Annotated in this window: 15 protein-coding genes and 2 pseudogenes; 2 read left to right on the top strand and 15 right to left on the bottom strand. The window is 62.7% G+C overall.

Annotated features, from left to right (window positions below; all coding sequences use genetic code 11):
* Positions 1-11: 11 nt before the first annotated feature.
* On the bottom strand, positions 12-389 hold the full coding sequence (locus OL239_RS06535; protein ID WP_442864232.1) for a hypothetical protein: 378 nt from the start codon (positions 387-389) through the stop codon (positions 12-14).
* A 32-nt stretch (positions 390-421) separates the two neighbouring features.
* On the opposite strand from OL239_RS06535, the gene nucS reads away from it, so the two are divergent.
* The gene (gene nucS / locus OL239_RS06530; protein ID WP_268911194.1) at positions 422-1,117 is read left to right on the top strand and encodes an endonuclease NucS; all 696 of its coding nucleotides are present in this window, start codon (positions 422-424) and stop codon (positions 1,115-1,117) included.
* Positions 1,118-1,496: 379 nt separating this feature from the next.
* A complete protein-coding gene (locus OL239_RS06525; protein WP_104101230.1) occupies positions 1,497-1,700 on the top strand; it encodes a cold-shock protein in 204 nt (67 codons plus the stop codon).
* Between the two features lie 215 nt (positions 1,701-1,915).
* Here OL239_RS06525 and murA read toward each other — a convergent pair whose 3' ends face one another.
* From murA to OL239_RS06455, 14 genes and pseudogenes are all read right to left on the bottom strand, one after another.
* Positions 1,916-3,181, bottom strand: a complete 1,266-nt coding sequence (gene murA / locus OL239_RS06520; RefSeq protein ID WP_268911193.1) for a UDP-N-acetylglucosamine 1-carboxyvinyltransferase — start codon at positions 3,179-3,181, stop codon at positions 1,916-1,918.
* Positions 3,182-3,218: 37 nt separating this feature from the next.
* Positions 3,219-3,647: a DUF2550 domain-containing protein gene (locus OL239_RS06515; protein WP_268911192.1), complete on the bottom strand. Its 429-nt coding sequence runs from the start codon at positions 3,645-3,647 to the stop codon at positions 3,219-3,221.
* 9 nt (positions 3,648-3,656) lie between these two features.
* Positions 3,657-3,950, bottom strand: coding sequence for a F0F1 ATP synthase subunit epsilon (locus tag OL239_RS06510; RefSeq protein WP_268911191.1), 294 nt, complete (start codon positions 3,948-3,950; stop codon positions 3,657-3,659).
* Positions 3,951-3,955: 5 nt separating this feature from the next.
* Positions 3,956-5,418: pseudogene (gene atpD, locus OL239_RS06505) on the bottom strand (F0F1 ATP synthase subunit beta).
* 77 nt (positions 5,419-5,495) lie between these two features.
* Entirely contained in the window at positions 5,496-6,389 is an 894-nt protein-coding gene (locus OL239_RS06500; RefSeq protein WP_268911190.1) for a F0F1 ATP synthase subunit gamma, read from the bottom strand.
* 97 nt (positions 6,390-6,486) lie between these two features.
* Positions 6,487-8,124, bottom strand: coding sequence for a F0F1 ATP synthase subunit alpha (gene atpA / locus OL239_RS06495; RefSeq protein WP_268911189.1), 1,638 nt, complete (start codon positions 8,122-8,124; stop codon positions 6,487-6,489).
* 103 nt (positions 8,125-8,227) lie between these two features.
* A pseudogene (locus OL239_RS06490) lies at positions 8,228-9,042 on the bottom strand (F0F1 ATP synthase subunit delta).
* Positions 9,042-9,590: a F0F1 ATP synthase subunit B gene (locus OL239_RS06485; protein ID WP_268911188.1), complete on the bottom strand. Its 549-nt coding sequence runs from the start codon at positions 9,588-9,590 to the stop codon at positions 9,042-9,044. The pseudogene OL239_RS06490 and the gene OL239_RS06485 overlap by 1 nt, the downstream one beginning before the upstream one ends.
* A 42-nt stretch (positions 9,591-9,632) precedes the next feature.
* Complete coding sequence (locus OL239_RS06480; protein WP_207377341.1) at positions 9,633-9,845, bottom strand: F0F1 ATP synthase subunit C; 213 nt, start codon at positions 9,843-9,845, stop codon at positions 9,633-9,635.
* An 85-nt stretch (positions 9,846-9,930) separates the two neighbouring features.
* The gene (gene atpB / locus OL239_RS06475) at positions 9,931-10,737 is read right to left on the bottom strand and encodes a F0F1 ATP synthase subunit A (protein ID WP_268911187.1); all 807 of its coding nucleotides are present in this window, start codon (positions 10,735-10,737) and stop codon (positions 9,931-9,933) included.
* Positions 10,738-10,816: 79 nt separating this feature from the next.
* Positions 10,817-11,086, bottom strand: coding sequence for an AtpZ/AtpI family protein (locus OL239_RS06470; protein WP_268911186.1), 270 nt, complete (start codon positions 11,084-11,086; stop codon positions 10,817-10,819).
* Entirely contained in the window at positions 11,079-11,567 is a 489-nt protein-coding gene (locus OL239_RS06465; RefSeq protein WP_268911185.1) for a hypothetical protein, read from the bottom strand. The genes OL239_RS06470 and OL239_RS06465 overlap by 8 nt, the downstream gene beginning before the upstream one ends.
* 115 nt (positions 11,568-11,682) lie before the next feature.
* Entirely contained in the window at positions 11,683-12,681 is a 999-nt protein-coding gene (locus OL239_RS06460; RefSeq protein WP_268911184.1) for an MraY family glycosyltransferase, read from the bottom strand.
* Entirely contained in the window at positions 12,681-14,582 is a 1,902-nt protein-coding gene (locus tag OL239_RS06455; protein WP_268911183.1) for a polysaccharide biosynthesis protein, read from the bottom strand. Before OL239_RS06455 ends, OL239_RS06460 begins: the two co-directional genes overlap by 1 nt.
* Positions 14,583-14,670: the final 88 nt, after the last annotated feature.

Genomic DNA, 14,670 nt, shown 5'->3' with positions numbered 1-14,670 from the left:
GCGCCGGGAAATCAGCGCCGCCCCAGCCGCCCGCCGCCCGATCTGCGGGTGCGCCAGCACCGCTCGTGCCAGTGCCTGCGGTCGGCGACGGCGGTGTCCCGGCCCAGCAGTGAATCCTCCTGCCAGACCACCAAATGCGGAAGCCCGGGAGGGATGATCATGCCGCACCCGGGGCATTTGTAATCCTTCGCGGCGTTACGTGCCGTGATTTGCCGCACTGACCATTCGCCGTCGGGCCCGCTTTCCCGGTGCGGGATACCGGCGCGGGTCCGCTCCAGGTCCAGCTCGGCGGCGGGTGCTGCCCACTTGCTCCGGGCGCTGCGGCCCAGGTTGGCGTTGGCTGCGCCCGGCGGGCGGCGGGGACGGTTGGAACGGGGCATATAAGTCATTTTGCCTCACGCGGAGCCGGTAAAGTGCAACTGTGCGTTTAGTAATTGCCCGCTGCTCTGTTGACTACATCGGCCGCCTCCGTGCCCATCTTCCGCTAGCCGTCCGTCTGCTGATGGTCAAAGCTGACGGTTCCGTCCTGATCCACTCGGACGGCGGCTCCTACAAGCCCCTGAACTGGATGAGCCCTCCGGCCACCCTGCGCATCACTGCCCCGGAGGAGGACGACGCCGAAACCGGCGTGATCGAAACCTGGAACGTGCAGAGCGCCAAAACCGACGACAAGCTCGTGATCAGCATCTACGAACGGTTCTCCGAAACCTGCCATGACCTGGGCGTGGATCCGGGACTGATCAAGGACGGCGTGGAGGCTGATCTGCAGCGCCTCCTGGCCGAGCAGATCACCAAGCTCGGTGAGGGCTTCACGCTGATCCGCCGTGAGTACATGACCGCGATCGGCCCGGTGGACATCCTGGCCCGCGATGCGTCCGGAGCGACAGTGGCGGTGGAACTTAAGCGGCGCGGCGACATCGACGGTGTGGAACAGCTAACCCGTTATCTTGAGCTGCTGAACCGGGACCCCCTGCTGGCTCCCGTCCGCGGCGTCTTCGCAGCGCAGCAGATCAAGCCGCAGGCCCGGGTGCTGGCCGCGGACCGCGGCATCGACTGCCTCACCCTGGACTACGACGCCATGCGCGGCGTGGACGATTCCGCCTCGCGGCTGTTCTAAGTTGCCTGGGCTGGGCGGACTGTTCTAACCAGGCTGTTCTCAGCGCGGCTGTTTTAGCCGGGTTGGGCTGGGCCGGCGCTGTCAGTAAGGCACAGCTGCAGCAGGGCCAAAAAGCACTCAAGGCATGTTTCTAACCTGGCCCCGGCAGGTCCTGGAATGACGTGAAAACTTTTTCACTGAATTCGTTGACCAGCCATGGGGCGTGTGTAATCCTATAACCAGTCTTTGTGTAGGTGTTATTCATGCTCGCAAGACCGTTGCGAGCGTGGAGCTCCTCAAGGAACTGCTGAATGGCAAGGAACTTGAGCCTTCCCGTTTCAGTAACAATAGGCCGCCGCGGGTGTGGTGGCCGGAAGTTCCACTTATGAGGAGAAACAAAATGGCACAGGGTACCGTCAAATGGTTTAACGCCGAAAAGGGCTTCGGCTTCATCACTCCCGATGATTCAGACGGCGACGTCTTTGTTCACTACTCGGAAATTCAGACCGGTGGATTCAAGACCCTCGACGAGAACCAGCGTGTTGAGTTCGAAATCGGCCAGGGTGCCAAGGGCCCCCAGGCAACGGGCGTCACTGCGCTCTAAGCTTCACCACAAGCTCAACAGCACCCGTCCGGGATTCACCCGGTTCAAGGAAGTCCCCGGTATCCGCCGGGGACTTCCTGTTTATGGGGCGCCCGAGTGTTTATGGAGCGCCCGGAGGGCTTTCCCAAAGCGGAGGGATTTCCCAGACCGGAGCGGAACGCGCGGCAGCAACAGGACCAGCCCGGATCCGTAACCGGCATCCTCAGCGGGCATCCTCAGCTGCGCCGGCGGACCACCCGCGCTCCCAGTCCGCGGAGGTTTTCCATGAACCGCTCATAGCCCCGGTCAATATGGTCCACGCCGCGCACCTCGGTGGTGCCCTCGGCGGCAAGTCCGGCGATCACCAGAGCAGCTCCGGCACGGATGTCATGGGCTTCCACCGGAGCACCGGAGAGCCGGGGAACCCCCTGAATCAGGGCGTGGTGGCCGTCAAGGCGGATGACGGCGCCCAGCCGGGCCAGCTCCGAGGTAAATCCCCAGCGAGCTTCAAAGACATTCTCGGTCACCATCCCGGAGCCGGTCGAAACAGCGTTCAGTGCCACGACAAACGGCTGCAGATCGGTGGGGAACCCGGGATAGGGAAGGGTGGATACGTTAATCGGTTCCGGGCGGTCCGTTCCCTTGACCGTAAAGCTGTCCTCCCCCACGGTGACCGTGCAGCCTGCCTGCGCAAGCTTGTCCAGGACGACCGCCAGGGCTGAGGCGTCGGCGTTGCGGATTTCAATGCTGCCGCCGGTGACGGCGGCGGCGAAAGCCCAGGTTCCGGCCACGATGCGGTCCGGCACCACCCGGTGAACGACGGGATTCAGCCGTTCCACTCCCTCGATGACCAGCGTGTTGGTGCCGATTCCCGAGATCCGTGCCCCCATCTCGTTGAGCATCTCAGCAATGTCGGTGATCTCCGGTTCACGGGCGGCATTGTCGATGACGGTGGTGCCGGCGGCCAGCGTCGCCGCCATCATGAGGTTTTCGGTGGCCCCGACCGAGGGGAAGTCCAGCAGGTGGCGGGCACCGACCAGCCCGCCGGGCACGGATGCGATGAGGTAACCGTGGTCGATGGTGATGGTGGTCCCCATCAGCTCGAGTCCTGCGCGGTGCATGTCGAGCCCGCGGGACCCGATGGCGTCTCCGCCGGGCAGCGCCACTTCCGCCTGCCGGCAGCGGGCCACAAGAGGGCCAAGCACGGAGATGGAGGCCCGCATGGCCCGGACGAGATCATAGTCGGCCTGGTGCCCGGGAAGTTCGGGAACGTCGACGGAAACGGCGGCGGCATCGACGTCGTAGTCCACTTCACAGCCGAGCCGGCGCAGCAGCTCTGCCATGATCCAGACATCCTGGATATTGGGAACGTTGGTAATGGTGGAGCGCCCCCGGGCCAGCAGCGTGGCAGCCATCAATTTGAGGACACTGTTCTTGGCTCCGGGAACGCTGACCGATCCGTTGAGCGTGGACGGGCCGGTAACAACTATGACGTCTTCCATCCCTCAATACTACGGCGGAGGAGGAACAGGTCCTGCGTCAGCGCCAGGTGCCGATGCCGATGACGGGTCCGGCTTCGAGCCAGGAGGACAGGCCGGTGTACACCTCGTAGTTCATGGCGACGAGGACTTCACGGTCCTCGTACTGCAGGGTGACGATGATGGCGCCGGGCTGGATGCGGGCGCGTTCAGCTTCCGTGGCCTGCCGCCAGCTGCCGATCTCCAGCGAGCTGCGCAGGAAGCGGTGCGGCGGACGGGGGCTCAGCGAGATCAGGCGCAGCCACTCCAGATGGGTGTCCGTATAACGGCAAACCCCCATCTGCCACCCGCCGGGCGGGAGGCAAATGGAGGCATCAAAGGTTCCGAGAGCGCGCCGCAGCTGGCTGCGGCGCACCCCGAACAAAACTACTGCCAATAGCAGCAGGCAGAGCAGCCCTGCCAGCGCAATGAACACATAAGAGCTGCTCATTGGGAAGGGTCAGCGAGTCCCAGCGTTGGCTGCGTCGTTCATCTGAGCATTGTCAGCGACAATCACCACGCGGTTGCCGTCGACGGAGAAGAATCCCCCGTCGACGTTCACCGTGAAGCGCGCACCGGAGACAGGCTCGATGGCCATTTCGCCTTCAGCCAGGATGGCCAGCAGCGGGGTGTGTCCGGGAAGGACCCCGACGTCGCCCTCGCTGGTGCGTGCCTTGACCATCTTTGCCGCACCGGACCACACGAAGTGGTCCGCAGCAACAATCTCAACTTCGAGTTCAGCAGTGTTCGCCATAGGGCTTACTTCCCGGTCTGCTCTTGGATCTTCGCCCAGTTGGCCATGACATCGTCCATGCTGCCGACGTTGAAGAAGGCCTGCTCGGCAATGTGGTCGACGTCGCCGTCGCAGATGGCCTTGAAGCCCTCGATGGTCTCCTTGATGGAAACCGTGGAGCCCTCGACGCCGGTGAACTGCTTGGCGGTGTAGGTGTTCTGCGAGAGGAACTGCTGGATGCGGCGTGCACGTGCCACAACAATCTTGTCCTCTTCGCCGAGCTCGTCGATACCGAGGATGGCGATGATGTCCTGCAGTTCCTTGTTCTTCTGAAGGATCTGCTTGACGCGGACAGCCGTGTCGTAGTGCAGCTGGCCCACGTACTGCGGGTCCAGGATGCGTGACGTGGAGGTCAGCGGGTCCACGGCCGGGTACAGACCGCGGGACGCGATTTCACGGGAAAGTTCCGTGGTGGCGTCCAAGTGCGCGAACGTGGTGGCCGGGGCCGGGTCGGTGTAGTCGTCAGCAGGCACGTAGATGGCCTGCATGGACGTAATCGAGTGACCCTTGGTGGACGTGATGCGCTCCTGCAGGAGACCCATCTCATCGGCCAGGTTCGGCTGGTAACCCACGGCGGACGGCATACGGCCCAGAAGCGTTGAAACCTCGGAACCTGCCTGCGTGAAGCGGAAGATGTTGTCGATGAAGAGCAGCACGTCCTGGTTCTGCACATCGCGGAAGTACTCCGCCATGGTCAGGCCGGACAGGGCCACGCGCAGACGCGTTCCCGGCGGCTCATCCATCTGGCCGAATACAAGGGCGGTGTCCTTCAGGACGCCGGCCTCCTCCATTTCAACCCAGAGGTCGTTGCCTTCACGGGTACGCTCGCCAACACCGGCGAATACCGAAGTACCACCGAAGTTGCGGGCAACACGGGTGATCATTTCCTGGATCAGCACGGTCTTGCCAACGCCGGCGCCGCCGAACAGGCCGATCTTTCCACCCTTGATGTACGGGGTGAGCAGGTCGATGACCTTGATGCCGGTTTCCAGCATCTCGGTGGAGCCTTCGAGGTCCGCAAAGTTCGGGGCCTTGCGGTGGATGGGCCAGCGTTCGCTGATCTCCAGCTGATCCTCGGCAACATCCAGGGCTTGCCCAGGACGTTGAAGATGTGGCCCTTGACGCCGTCGCCCACGGGGACGGAGATCGGCGCACCGGTATCCACCACGGCTGCGCCGCGGACCAGGCCGTCGGTGGCCTGCATGGAGATGGCGCGCACGAGGTTGTCGCCGAGGTGCTGGGACGTTTCGAACGTGATGGTCTTGGTCTCACCGTTGAGCGTCAGCTCGGTGGTGAGGGCGTTGTAGATGGTGGGGATTGCGTCAGCCGGGAATTCGACGTCGACAACCGGGCCGATGACACGGGCAATACGGCCGGTGGCACCCGAGGCTACGGAATCAGATCCGTGCTCGACAGTTTGGGCAGTCATCTCTCTCACTTCACTCAGTTAGATGGCGTGTGGACTAAGTTTGCTTCTGGTGGATCTGTTCCTGTTGAGAGCTGGTGCTAGGACGCGCTGAGCGCATCGGCACCGGCCACAATCTCGGACAGTTCCTGGGTGATCTCGGCCTGGCGGGCGTTATTGCGAAGTCGCGTGTACTTCTTAATAAGGTCGGAGGCGTTGTCCCCGGCGGACTTCATTGCACGCTGGCGGGCGGCGAGCTCGGAAGCGGCTGCCTGCAGCATGGCTGCGAAAATGCGCGACTCGATGTAGCGCGGCAGCAGTGCGTCCAGAACCTTTTCGGGTTCCGGCTCGTACTCGTAGAGAGGCAGCAGCTCAGTCTCGGACGGAGCAGCTTCCTCGACTACCTCCAGCGGCAGCAGGCGGATCACCGTGGGTTCCTGAACAACCATCGACTTGAAGCGCGTGTAGACAATGTGGATTTCATCCACGCCGCCGTCTTCGTAGTCAGTGTTGAAGTCATCAAGAAGGGCCCTGCCAATTTCGCGGGCCGTTTCGAAGTCAGGTGCGTCGGTGTTTCCAGTCCAGACACGCGCGGATTCCCGGTCACGGAAGTCGTAGTACGCCTGTGCCTTGCGGCCCACCAGGTAGGTCTTGACCTCTTTGCCCTCTTCACGGAGCAGTTCAGCCAAGGATTCGCTCTGCTTGAGCACACTGGCGGAGTACGATCCAGCAAGACCGCGGTCGGAGGTCATGACCACCATGGCTGCCCGGCGGATCTGCTCCGGCTCGGTAGTCAGCGGGTGGTCGATTTCCGACTGGGACGCCACAGCAGAAACGGCACGGGTGATCGCATTGGAGTACGGCAATGACGCAGCCACACGGGTGCGCGCCTTTCCAATGCGAGAGGCAGCAATCAGCTCCATCGCCTTAAAGATCTTCTGCATCGACGTCGTCGAAGCGATCTTCTGACGGTAGACCCGAATTTGGGCTCCCATACTTTCCTTTCAGTTCCTAGCGTTTGAACTAGGGGCTAAGGCTTTGGCGGGGGTTCCGCGCCCGGATCTGCTGACCCGGGCGCGGAACATCCAGCTGCTAGCGCTTCTGCTTGACGATCTTTTCCTGGTCAACAGCGTCTTCGGCCAAGGCGGCAGACTCTTCGTTTCCGGCGGCAACCATGTGGTTGTCCCCTTCCCCGAAGAATCCTTCCTTGAACGCGACAACGCGCTTCTTGAGTTCATCCACAGTGGAGTCCTCAAGCTTGCCCGTCTGTGCCAGGGTGGTCAGGACGGACGTGCTGTGCTTCAGGTGGTCGATGAACTCGCCCTCGAAGCGCAGTACGTCTTCAACCGGAACATCGTCCAGGTAGCCGTTGGTGCCGGCCCAGATCGAAACAACCTGTTCCTCAACGGGGTACGGAGCGTACTGGCCCTGCTTGAGAAGTTCCATCAGGCGCGCACCGCGGGTGAGCTGCTGACGGGTGGCTGCGTCCAGGTCCGAAGCAAACATGGAGAACGCCTGCATGTCGCGGTACTGGGCCAGTTCCAGCTTCAACGTACCGGAGACCTTCTTCATGGCCTTCTGCTGTGCAGCACCACCGACGCGGGATACGGAGATACCGACGTCGACGGCGGGGCGCTGGTTAGCGTTGAAGAGGTCCGACTGCAGGAAGATCTGGCCGTCGGTAATGGAGATGACGTTGGTCGGGATGTAGGCCGACACGTCGTTTGCCTTGGTTTCGATGATCGGCAGGCCGGTCATCGAGCCTGCACCGAGCTCGTCGGAGAGCTTGGCGCAACGCTCCAGCAGGCGGGAGTGCAAGTAGAACACGTCGCCGGGGTAAGCTTCGCGTCCCGGCGGGCGGCGCAGCAGCAGCGACACGGCGCGGTAGGCTTCAGCCTGCTTCGACAGGTCATCAAAGATGATCAGAACGTGCTTGCCGCCGTACATCCAGTGCTGGCCGATGGCCGAACCGGCGTACGGTGCCAGGTACTTGAAGCCTGCGGGGTCGGATGCCGGGGAGGCCACGATCGTGGTGTACTCCATGGCGCCGGCATCTTCGAGGGTGCGCTTGATTTCAGCAACCGTGGATGCCTTCTGGCCGATGGCTACATAGATACAGCGCACCTGCTTCGTCACATCTCCGGATTCCCAGTTGGCCTTCTGGTTAAGGATGGCGTCAACGGCAATGGCGGTCTTACCCGTCTTGCGGTCACCAATGATCAGCTGGCGCTGGCCGCGGCCGATCGGGATCATGGCGTCGATGGCCTTGAGGCCGGTCTGAAGCGGTTCGTGGACCGACTTGCGCTGGGTTACACCCGGCGCCTGGAGTTCCAGTGCACGGCGTGCCTCGGCCTGGATCGGGCCCATGTCATCCATCGGCTCGCCCAGCGGGTCGACAACGCGGCCCAGGAAGGCGTCGCCCACGGGTACGGACAGGACCTCACCGGTGCGGTGAACTTCCTGGCCTTCTTCGATCCCGGCGAAATCGCCGAGTACCACGACACCGATTTCACGGGTGTCAAGGTTCTGGGCGAGGCCCAGTGTGCCGTCCTCGAACCGAAGCAGCTCGTTCGCCATGACGGAGGGCAGGCCCTCCACACGGGCAATGCCGTCGCTGGCGGTTGTTACGCGGCCAACTTCAACGCGCTCTGCGTTTCCGGGTTCGTAGGACGCCGCAAATTCGTTCAACGCATTACGGACGTCGTCGGCGTTGATGGTCAATTCGGCCATCTGCAGTCCCTGCTCTCCTGTGTTGTGATCATCGCTTGTTGCCGATGACCGTGATTAATTCTCAAATGTTCGTGATCTGGTCTCTTGCCGTCCCGCGGGACGGCTAGACCGCGAGCTTCCGACGGAGGTCGGACAGACGGGAAACTACTGATGAATCCAGTATCTCGTCTCCCACTGCGATCCGCACGCCACCGATCAGTGACGGGTCAACGTCGGCGTTGATCTTCAACTCACGGCCATAGAGTCCATTAAGAGAGGACTGCAGACGCGAAAGCTGCTCTTGGGTCAACGGACGGGCGGCCCGAACCTCGGCAATCCAGCGCTTCTGGCGCCCGGCGACGAGCTCCAGGAAACGCGCAACGAGGGCGGTGGGCTTCAGGCCGCGCGGATGCGCGACTGCCTGGCGGATCAGTACCAGCGCTTCGGGGCTAGCCCCGGGCACCAGCGTCTCTGCCAGGCGGATCTTTGCCTCAGGCGATGCCTGCGGCTCCGACAGCGCCCGCTGCAGCTCGTGGCTGGAAGCTACCGCCCGGTTGAACCGGATCAGGTCGTCTTCCAGGGCGTCGAGCCCGGCAAGGCCCGCTCCCTGTTTTCTGCCGTTGCTGAAACCACGGTGGCAGCCAGTTCCTCGAGCGCATCACCCAAGTCACGCGGAGACCGCCAACGCGAGGAGACCAGGTCAGCAGCAATGGCCTCGGCGTCAGCCGAAACCTTCCCGCGTACCAGCTGTGAAACCAGCGCCGTCTTGGCATCGCTTTGACGGGCGGGATCGGTCAGCGCACGCCGGATACCGGCACTGCTGTCGAGAACGCCCAGGATTCCAAAGAGTTCCTCTGCCAATGACAGCGAAGCAAACGGAAGCTTGGCTTCCAGGTGCTCCTGCGCCATGACCAGTGATTCGCTCGATACTCCTGCCATTACCTAGCTGCACCTGCGTTCTCGTTTTCCAGTTCCCCAAGGAAGCGGTCAACCACGCGTGCAGCCCGGACGTCATCCTCGAGCGTTTCGCCGATGATGCGTCCGGCCAGCTCGGTGGCAAGCGTGCCGACCTCAGCGCGGAGCGACGTTACTGCTGCCTGCCGTTCTGCGGCGATCTGCACCTGAGCCTGCTCGGTAATCCGAGCGGACTCCGCAGCAGCCTTGGCCTTCAGGTCTGCAAGGATCTGGGCGCCTTCGGCGCGTGCTTCCTCACGGATGGTGTTGGCTTCTGCGCGGGCATCGGAGAGCTGCGCCTTGTATTCGTCCAGCGCGGCGCTGGCCTCCGCCTGGGCCTTCTCAGCCTTGGCAATGTTGCCTTCAATGGCTTCAGTGCGCTCGGCGTACGTCTTCTCGAAGGCCGGAACCACAAACTTGACGACGATGAACATCAGTATGGCGAAACTGATTCCCGTCACCAGGATTTCCCAGACGTTGGGCATCAGGGGGTTGGCGCCTTCAGCGGCTGCCAACAGAACTACCTGATCCATAAGTCACCCGTCCTATCTGCTTGGTTGGTCGGTTGGATGGGCTTAGCCAACAATGAACGCGAGAACCAGACCAAGGATAGCGAGTGCTTCAGTCAGTGCCAGACCCAGGAAGGCGATGGGCTGGAGGACACGCTGTGCCTCCGGCTGGCGTGCAACACCGCTGATGTAAGCGAAGAAGACGAGACCCACGCCGATGGCGCCGCCGATAGCGGAGAGGCCATAGCCGATTGCGTTGAGGCTACCCGAGATTTCCATGTTGATTTTCCTTTCAAGATGCCCTGGTGGGCAGGTTGCTTGGGGTTTCCCCGAAGGGAAGCTTGAGTTTTCCCGGAGGGAAAGCTTAGTGGTCGTCTGCCAGTGCGCCCTGGATGTAAATGGCGGTCAGCAGGGTGAAAACGTAGGCCTGGAGCACCATGATCAGCGCTTCAAGCATGTACATGGCGATACCGCCGCCCAGCACCAGGACAGAGGTGGCCTGAAGCAGGATGTTGTCCTGGAGAACCAGGAGGTACTCGATGCCGGCACCGGCGAGCATGATGATGAGGTGTCCGGACATCATGGTGGCGAACAGACGCAGGCTGTGCGTGATCGGCCGGACCATGAAGTTGGAGATGATCTCAATCGGGACCAGAACGGGGAGGATGTACCACGGCACACCGGAGGGCACTGTGGCCTTCACGAAGTACTTCATTCCGTGCTTCTTGATGCCTACGCCGATCCACGTGAAGTAGACAATCGCGGCCAGCAGGTAAGCACCGCCCGGATGGGAGAAGCTCGGCAACTGGATAAACGGAATTGCTCCGTAAATGTTGTTGACGATGATGAAGAAGAACAGTGCGAAGAGGAAGGGAACGAATTTCAGGAAGTCCCGTTCGCCGATCACGTCCTTGGCGATGCCGTTGCGAACAAATCCGTAGCCGAATTCGCCGAGGAACTGCAGCCGCCCCGGAACCAGCTTGCCCTTGCGGGAAGCGAGGATAAAGAACACGGCAATGATGATGACCGAGATGACGACCAGCAACATCTGCTTGCCGACACCGGTGCCGTAGTCCGCGCCCCACGGGAAAATCTCAGGGAGGTGCATTTCGTCAATGGCCGGCGGAACGAATCCACCTTCATTAGTGGCCGGGAGTGCAAGCGCGATCAACGCGTTTCCTCTCTGCTGTGTCCTTCATCGGGCGTGTGTATCGGGGCAAAGCTCGTTGCCCGCTCAAAAAACTTTGGCATTACTGTTCGGCTTCTTCACGGTTGTGGGCTGGATGGCCAACGTTGGCTTTCGCAGGTTTGTTTCCGGTCAGGCCGTGGACTTTGGTCAGGTAGAATCCGGCGGCTGCTCCGAAAAGGAGTCCGACGAGCACCAGCCACTGAGTTTCGAACAGATTGTCCAGAAACCAGCCTATCAAACCCCAGGCGACGATCCCGCCAATGATGTAACTGAAGACGCGCATGCCGGAGTCGTAAGTGTTCTCAGCATCGTAGTCAGGCTTTTCAGGCATCCAATTTCCCTTTGACTGATGTTTCTTCCCCGGGCATGTCGTCATACAGCTGGAAACGGATCCGGGAGAAGGCACGGATTTCCGCAACCTGCCACACCACCACAGTGAGGAGCGCAGCGGTGAAGAACCACGTTGTCTCCAGCCATTCAGGCCGGCCGATCAGAAACAGCACCGCAGCGAAAACAACCACTTTGACGATGTAGATCAGCGCGAACATGGCCATGGCGCCGTGCGGATTGTCGCGGCCCACCACATGGACGATCAGGAGGCTGACGCCGCTGAACGCAATGACGAGGCCCCACCCAAACAGCACGCTGCCCGCGCCCGGCATCCCGGCAACTGCCAGGGAGGCGACAACAAGGCCAACGGCGAGTATGCCGGTCCACTGCATTCCGGAACGGAACACTTTGAGCCAGGGATTCGATGTGGGCCCGGAGGCGCCGACGGGACGTCCAGCCTGGGCACCGGTGGCGGGGCTCATCGCTTAAGACATCCTTAGGGCCGTGGGTGGATGGAAGGTGCGGCGCATACTCTGCGCGACTGAAGAAATTCTACAACACATAGAAGATGACCCCGCACCCCGGCGTCATGAACGCTCATACGCGGCTGGGCTGCCGCCGGAAAATACGCGGTGACAGCAGGTAAAACACCACGACCGCCAGCGCGAAGAGCGTAACGGCGACCTTCAGCACATCACCGGCTTCAGCCACGACCAGGCCGGCCGCACCGGTGAGGGCTGTGCAGGCGGTCACCACGGAAGCTGACTGCAGGTGGCTGAGCCCGGCGTCGGTCAGCCGCTGGTACACATGCTGGCGGTGCGCGGCATACCAGCGCTCACCGCGGCTCACGCGCATCAGGAGCGTGGAGAAGGTATCAGCCAGGTAGATGAGGACCGGAAAGAGCAGATACTCCACGTTGACTCCGGCCAGGAAGCCTGCCACGGCAATCCCGGCAACGGATGCACCCAGGAGGTAGCTGCCGACGTCGCCCATGAACACTGATCCCCGGCCAAGGTTCCAGGGCAGGAAAGCGGCAAAGGCGGCGGCGGTCACCGCGCCGGCCACCGTCATCCAGACCTGGTCGCCGAGGACTCCGCCGACGGAGAACAGGACCCCAACAGTGATGCCGTGCAGCCCCGAGATGCCGTTGACGCCGTCCATGAAGTTGGCCACGTTGATGTAGGCGGCGATGGCCAGGGCCCCCACGGGAATCCACCAGTAGCTCTGTTCCATGGTCCACACCAGCGCCGCGGTTCCGGCGATGCCCAGCACCAGTTGAAGCCCGGCGCGCACCCGGACGGACAGCCCGCGGAAGTCCTCGATCCAGCCGAGCAGGGAGGCCGCCGCGGTGAGCAGCCCGAGGATAAGCACGATGGAGCGGTCCACTGCCACCAGCCCGGTCAGCAGGGACAGCGCCAGTCCGAGCAGCACGCCGGCAGCGATGGTGACTCCGACGCCGCGGATGACCACCTTTGTGTGCGACGAGCGCTCATTCGGGATGTCCAGGACTCCGAGGCGGCGCAGCAGGGGAATAAAGCCGAAGGGCAGCAGCAGGCTGGCCAGAAAGGCGGCACCGGCGCACAGAGCCAGCAGCATCAGCCCGTCCGCCGTTCCGCTGAGCCGTTGTAGGGATGCAGAGTGGTGCGCTCAGCGGCTGCCGGTCCCCCAATGCCGGTCACCGGCGGCAGGGCCTCCCCGTGCGAGTCCACGCCGCATTTGTGCAGCCAGTCCTCGAAGCGCAGGTCCGAGGGGTTGAGCTCGTCCACTGCCGTGTGGGAGATCTTCGGGTGCAGCGGACGGGAATCGTCCTCGCCCGTGCCGACGAGGATTTCGTGCAGTTTCTCGCCCTGCCGCAGCCCGGTAAACACAATTTCGATGTCCTTGCCGGACATGTCGATCATCCGCCGTGCCACGTCCAGGATCTTCACCGGTTCCCCCATGTCGAGGATCAGCACCTCACCGCCCCGGCCGATCGCGCCGGCCTGGATCACCAGCTGGCAGGCCTCGGGAATGGTCATGAAGAACCGGGTGACATCCGGGTCCGTCACGGTCAGCGGTCCGCCCTGGCGGATCTGCTCGGTAAACAGCGGCAGCATGGAACCCCGGCTGCCGATGACGTTGCCGAAGCGCACTGACACGTAGCGGTCTCCGGTGTTTCCGGCCATCCAGGCGGTAAGTTTCTCCGCCACGCGCTTGGAGTGCCCCAGCACGGTGGTGGGGTTCGCGGCCTTGTCCGTGGAGATGTTCACGAAGTACTTGACGTTGGCCTTCTTGGCCGCCCGCAGGACGTTGGCCGTTCCGAGCACATTGGTCTTCCAGGCCTCCTGCGGGTACTGCTCCAACAGGGAGACATGCTTGAGCGCAGCCGCATGGAACACGACATCGAGGCGCCGCGCGGAGAAGATTTCCTCCAGGGCGGCGGAGTCGCGGATGTCCGCCAGGACGGTGTCCTTGCCGTTGAGCAGCCCGTGGCCGGTAATCGAGAGCTGGGTCAGCTGCAGGCCGGTTTCGTCGCGGTCCACCATGATCAGCTCCGCCGGATCGAAGGCGGTGATCTGCCGGCACAGTTCGGACCCGATGGAGCCGCCGGCTCCGGTTACGAGCACCTTGCGGCCGGTCAGGTAGCCGGCAACTTCCTCCACATGGATATCCACGGGCCGGCGGCCGATGAGGTCCTCCACCGCCACCTCGCGGAAGTCGGTCAGACCGGCTCCGGCACCCTTGCTCAGCATGTCCTTCAGCGGAGGCAGGACCAGCACCCTCAGGTTCAGCCCGTTGGCATGGTCGGTGACATCGCGCACCTGGCGGGCTTCGACGTCGCCGATGGCGATCACCAGGACGGTGGCGCGGGTGCGCTGCACGACGTCGCGCAGGTCATCGAGCGTGCCCAGCACCGGCACCGAGGCCAGCCGCAGATGCTTCTTTGCCGGATCGTCGTCGATCAGTCCCACCGGGTAGTACGGCGAGTCGGGGTCCTTCATCATGCGGGTCACCAGGGAGCTGCCCAGGAAACCGGCACCGTACACCAGGGTGCGCTGGGCCTCGTCGCCCGGGCGTGCCTTGCCCTCGACATACATCCGCTTGAGGTAGCGGACAGCCGCCATGATGAGGCAGGCAAACGGGAAGGCAATCATGCCGGTGCTGCGGGGAATGTCGATGGTCAGGCCGAAGAGCGCACTGACCATGACGAGGATGGCGGAGACAACCAGCGTGACGATGGCCAGCAGGCGCATTTCGTGGAAGCTCCCGAAGCTGTACCTACCCCGGTACAGCGCGAAGGAGTACCCCACGACCAGCTGCACCAGCACCGCGGCTGCGCAGAAGACGGCAAGGCCGCCGGGGTTGATCTGGTCCACTGTGAGCTCGTAGCGGAGCACCAGCGCCAGGACGATGGCCACCACCCAGGCCAGTGAGTCCAGGATGTACTGGGACCAAATCCACAGCGCAGGTTTTTCGTCGCGGGAAAGACCGCGCTCGTCCGTGCTTGTCTGCCTCATAATCCTCAACGGGTAATTCCCCGGTTCTCTTCTCGGTGGTTGCAACACGGTTCGGAGGAATCCGGTGTAATAGAATGGAAACTCATCA

The organism is Arthrobacter sp. ATA002 (assembly GCF_026898095.1).
Classification (GTDB): Bacteria; Actinomycetota; Actinomycetes; order Actinomycetales; family Micrococcaceae; genus Arthrobacter_B.
The sequence above is the reverse complement of the archived record's forward strand: the minus strand, read 5'-3'. Positions and strand labels throughout refer to the sequence as shown.

Excerpts from the sequence above, each read along its gene's own strand:
- OL239_RS06480 (WP_207377341.1), bottom strand. The coding sequence starts at position 9,845 with ATGGAAATCTCGGGTAGCCTCAACGCAATCGGCTATGGCCTCTCCGCT.
- atpA (WP_268911189.1), bottom strand. The coding sequence starts at position 8,124 with ATGGCCGAATTGACCATCAACGCCGACGACGTCCGTAATGCGTTGAAC.
- OL239_RS06470 (WP_268911186.1), bottom strand. The coding sequence starts at position 11,086 with ATGCCTGAAAAGCCTGACTACGATGCTGAGAACACTTACGACTCCGGC.
- OL239_RS06465 (WP_268911185.1), bottom strand. The coding sequence starts at position 11,567 with ATGAGCCCCGCCACCGGTGCCCAGGCTGGACGTCCCGTCGGCGCCTCC.
- murA (WP_268911193.1), bottom strand. The coding sequence starts at position 3,181 with ATGGAAGACGTCATAGTTGTTACCGGCCCGTCCACGCTCAACGGATCG.
- OL239_RS06510 (WP_268911191.1), bottom strand. The coding sequence starts at position 3,950 with ATGGCGAACACTGCTGAACTCGAAGTTGAGATTGTTGCTGCGGACCAC.
- OL239_RS06525 (WP_104101230.1), top strand. The coding sequence starts at position 1,497 with ATGGCACAGGGTACCGTCAAATGGTTTAACGCCGAAAAGGGCTTCGGC.
- OL239_RS06515 (WP_268911192.1), bottom strand. The coding sequence starts at position 3,647 with ATGAGCAGCTCTTATGTGTTCATTGCGCTGGCAGGGCTGCTCTGCCTG.
- OL239_RS06460 (WP_268911184.1), bottom strand. The coding sequence starts at position 12,681 with ATGCTGCTGGCTCTGTGCGCCGGTGCCGCCTTTCTGGCCAGCCTGCTG.
- OL239_RS06535 (WP_442864232.1), bottom strand. The coding sequence starts at position 389 with ATGACTTATATGCCCCGTTCCAACCGTCCCCGCCGCCCGCCGGGCGCA.
- OL239_RS06455 (WP_268911183.1), bottom strand. The coding sequence starts at position 14,582 with ATGAGGCAGACAAGCACGGACGAGCGCGGTCTTTCCCGCGACGAAAAA.
- OL239_RS06500 (WP_268911190.1), bottom strand. The coding sequence starts at position 6,389 with ATGGGAGCCCAAATTCGGGTCTACCGTCAGAAGATCGCTTCGACGACG.
- OL239_RS06485 (WP_268911188.1), bottom strand. The coding sequence starts at position 9,590 with ATGGATCAGGTAGTTCTGTTGGCAGCCGCTGAAGGCGCCAACCCCCTG.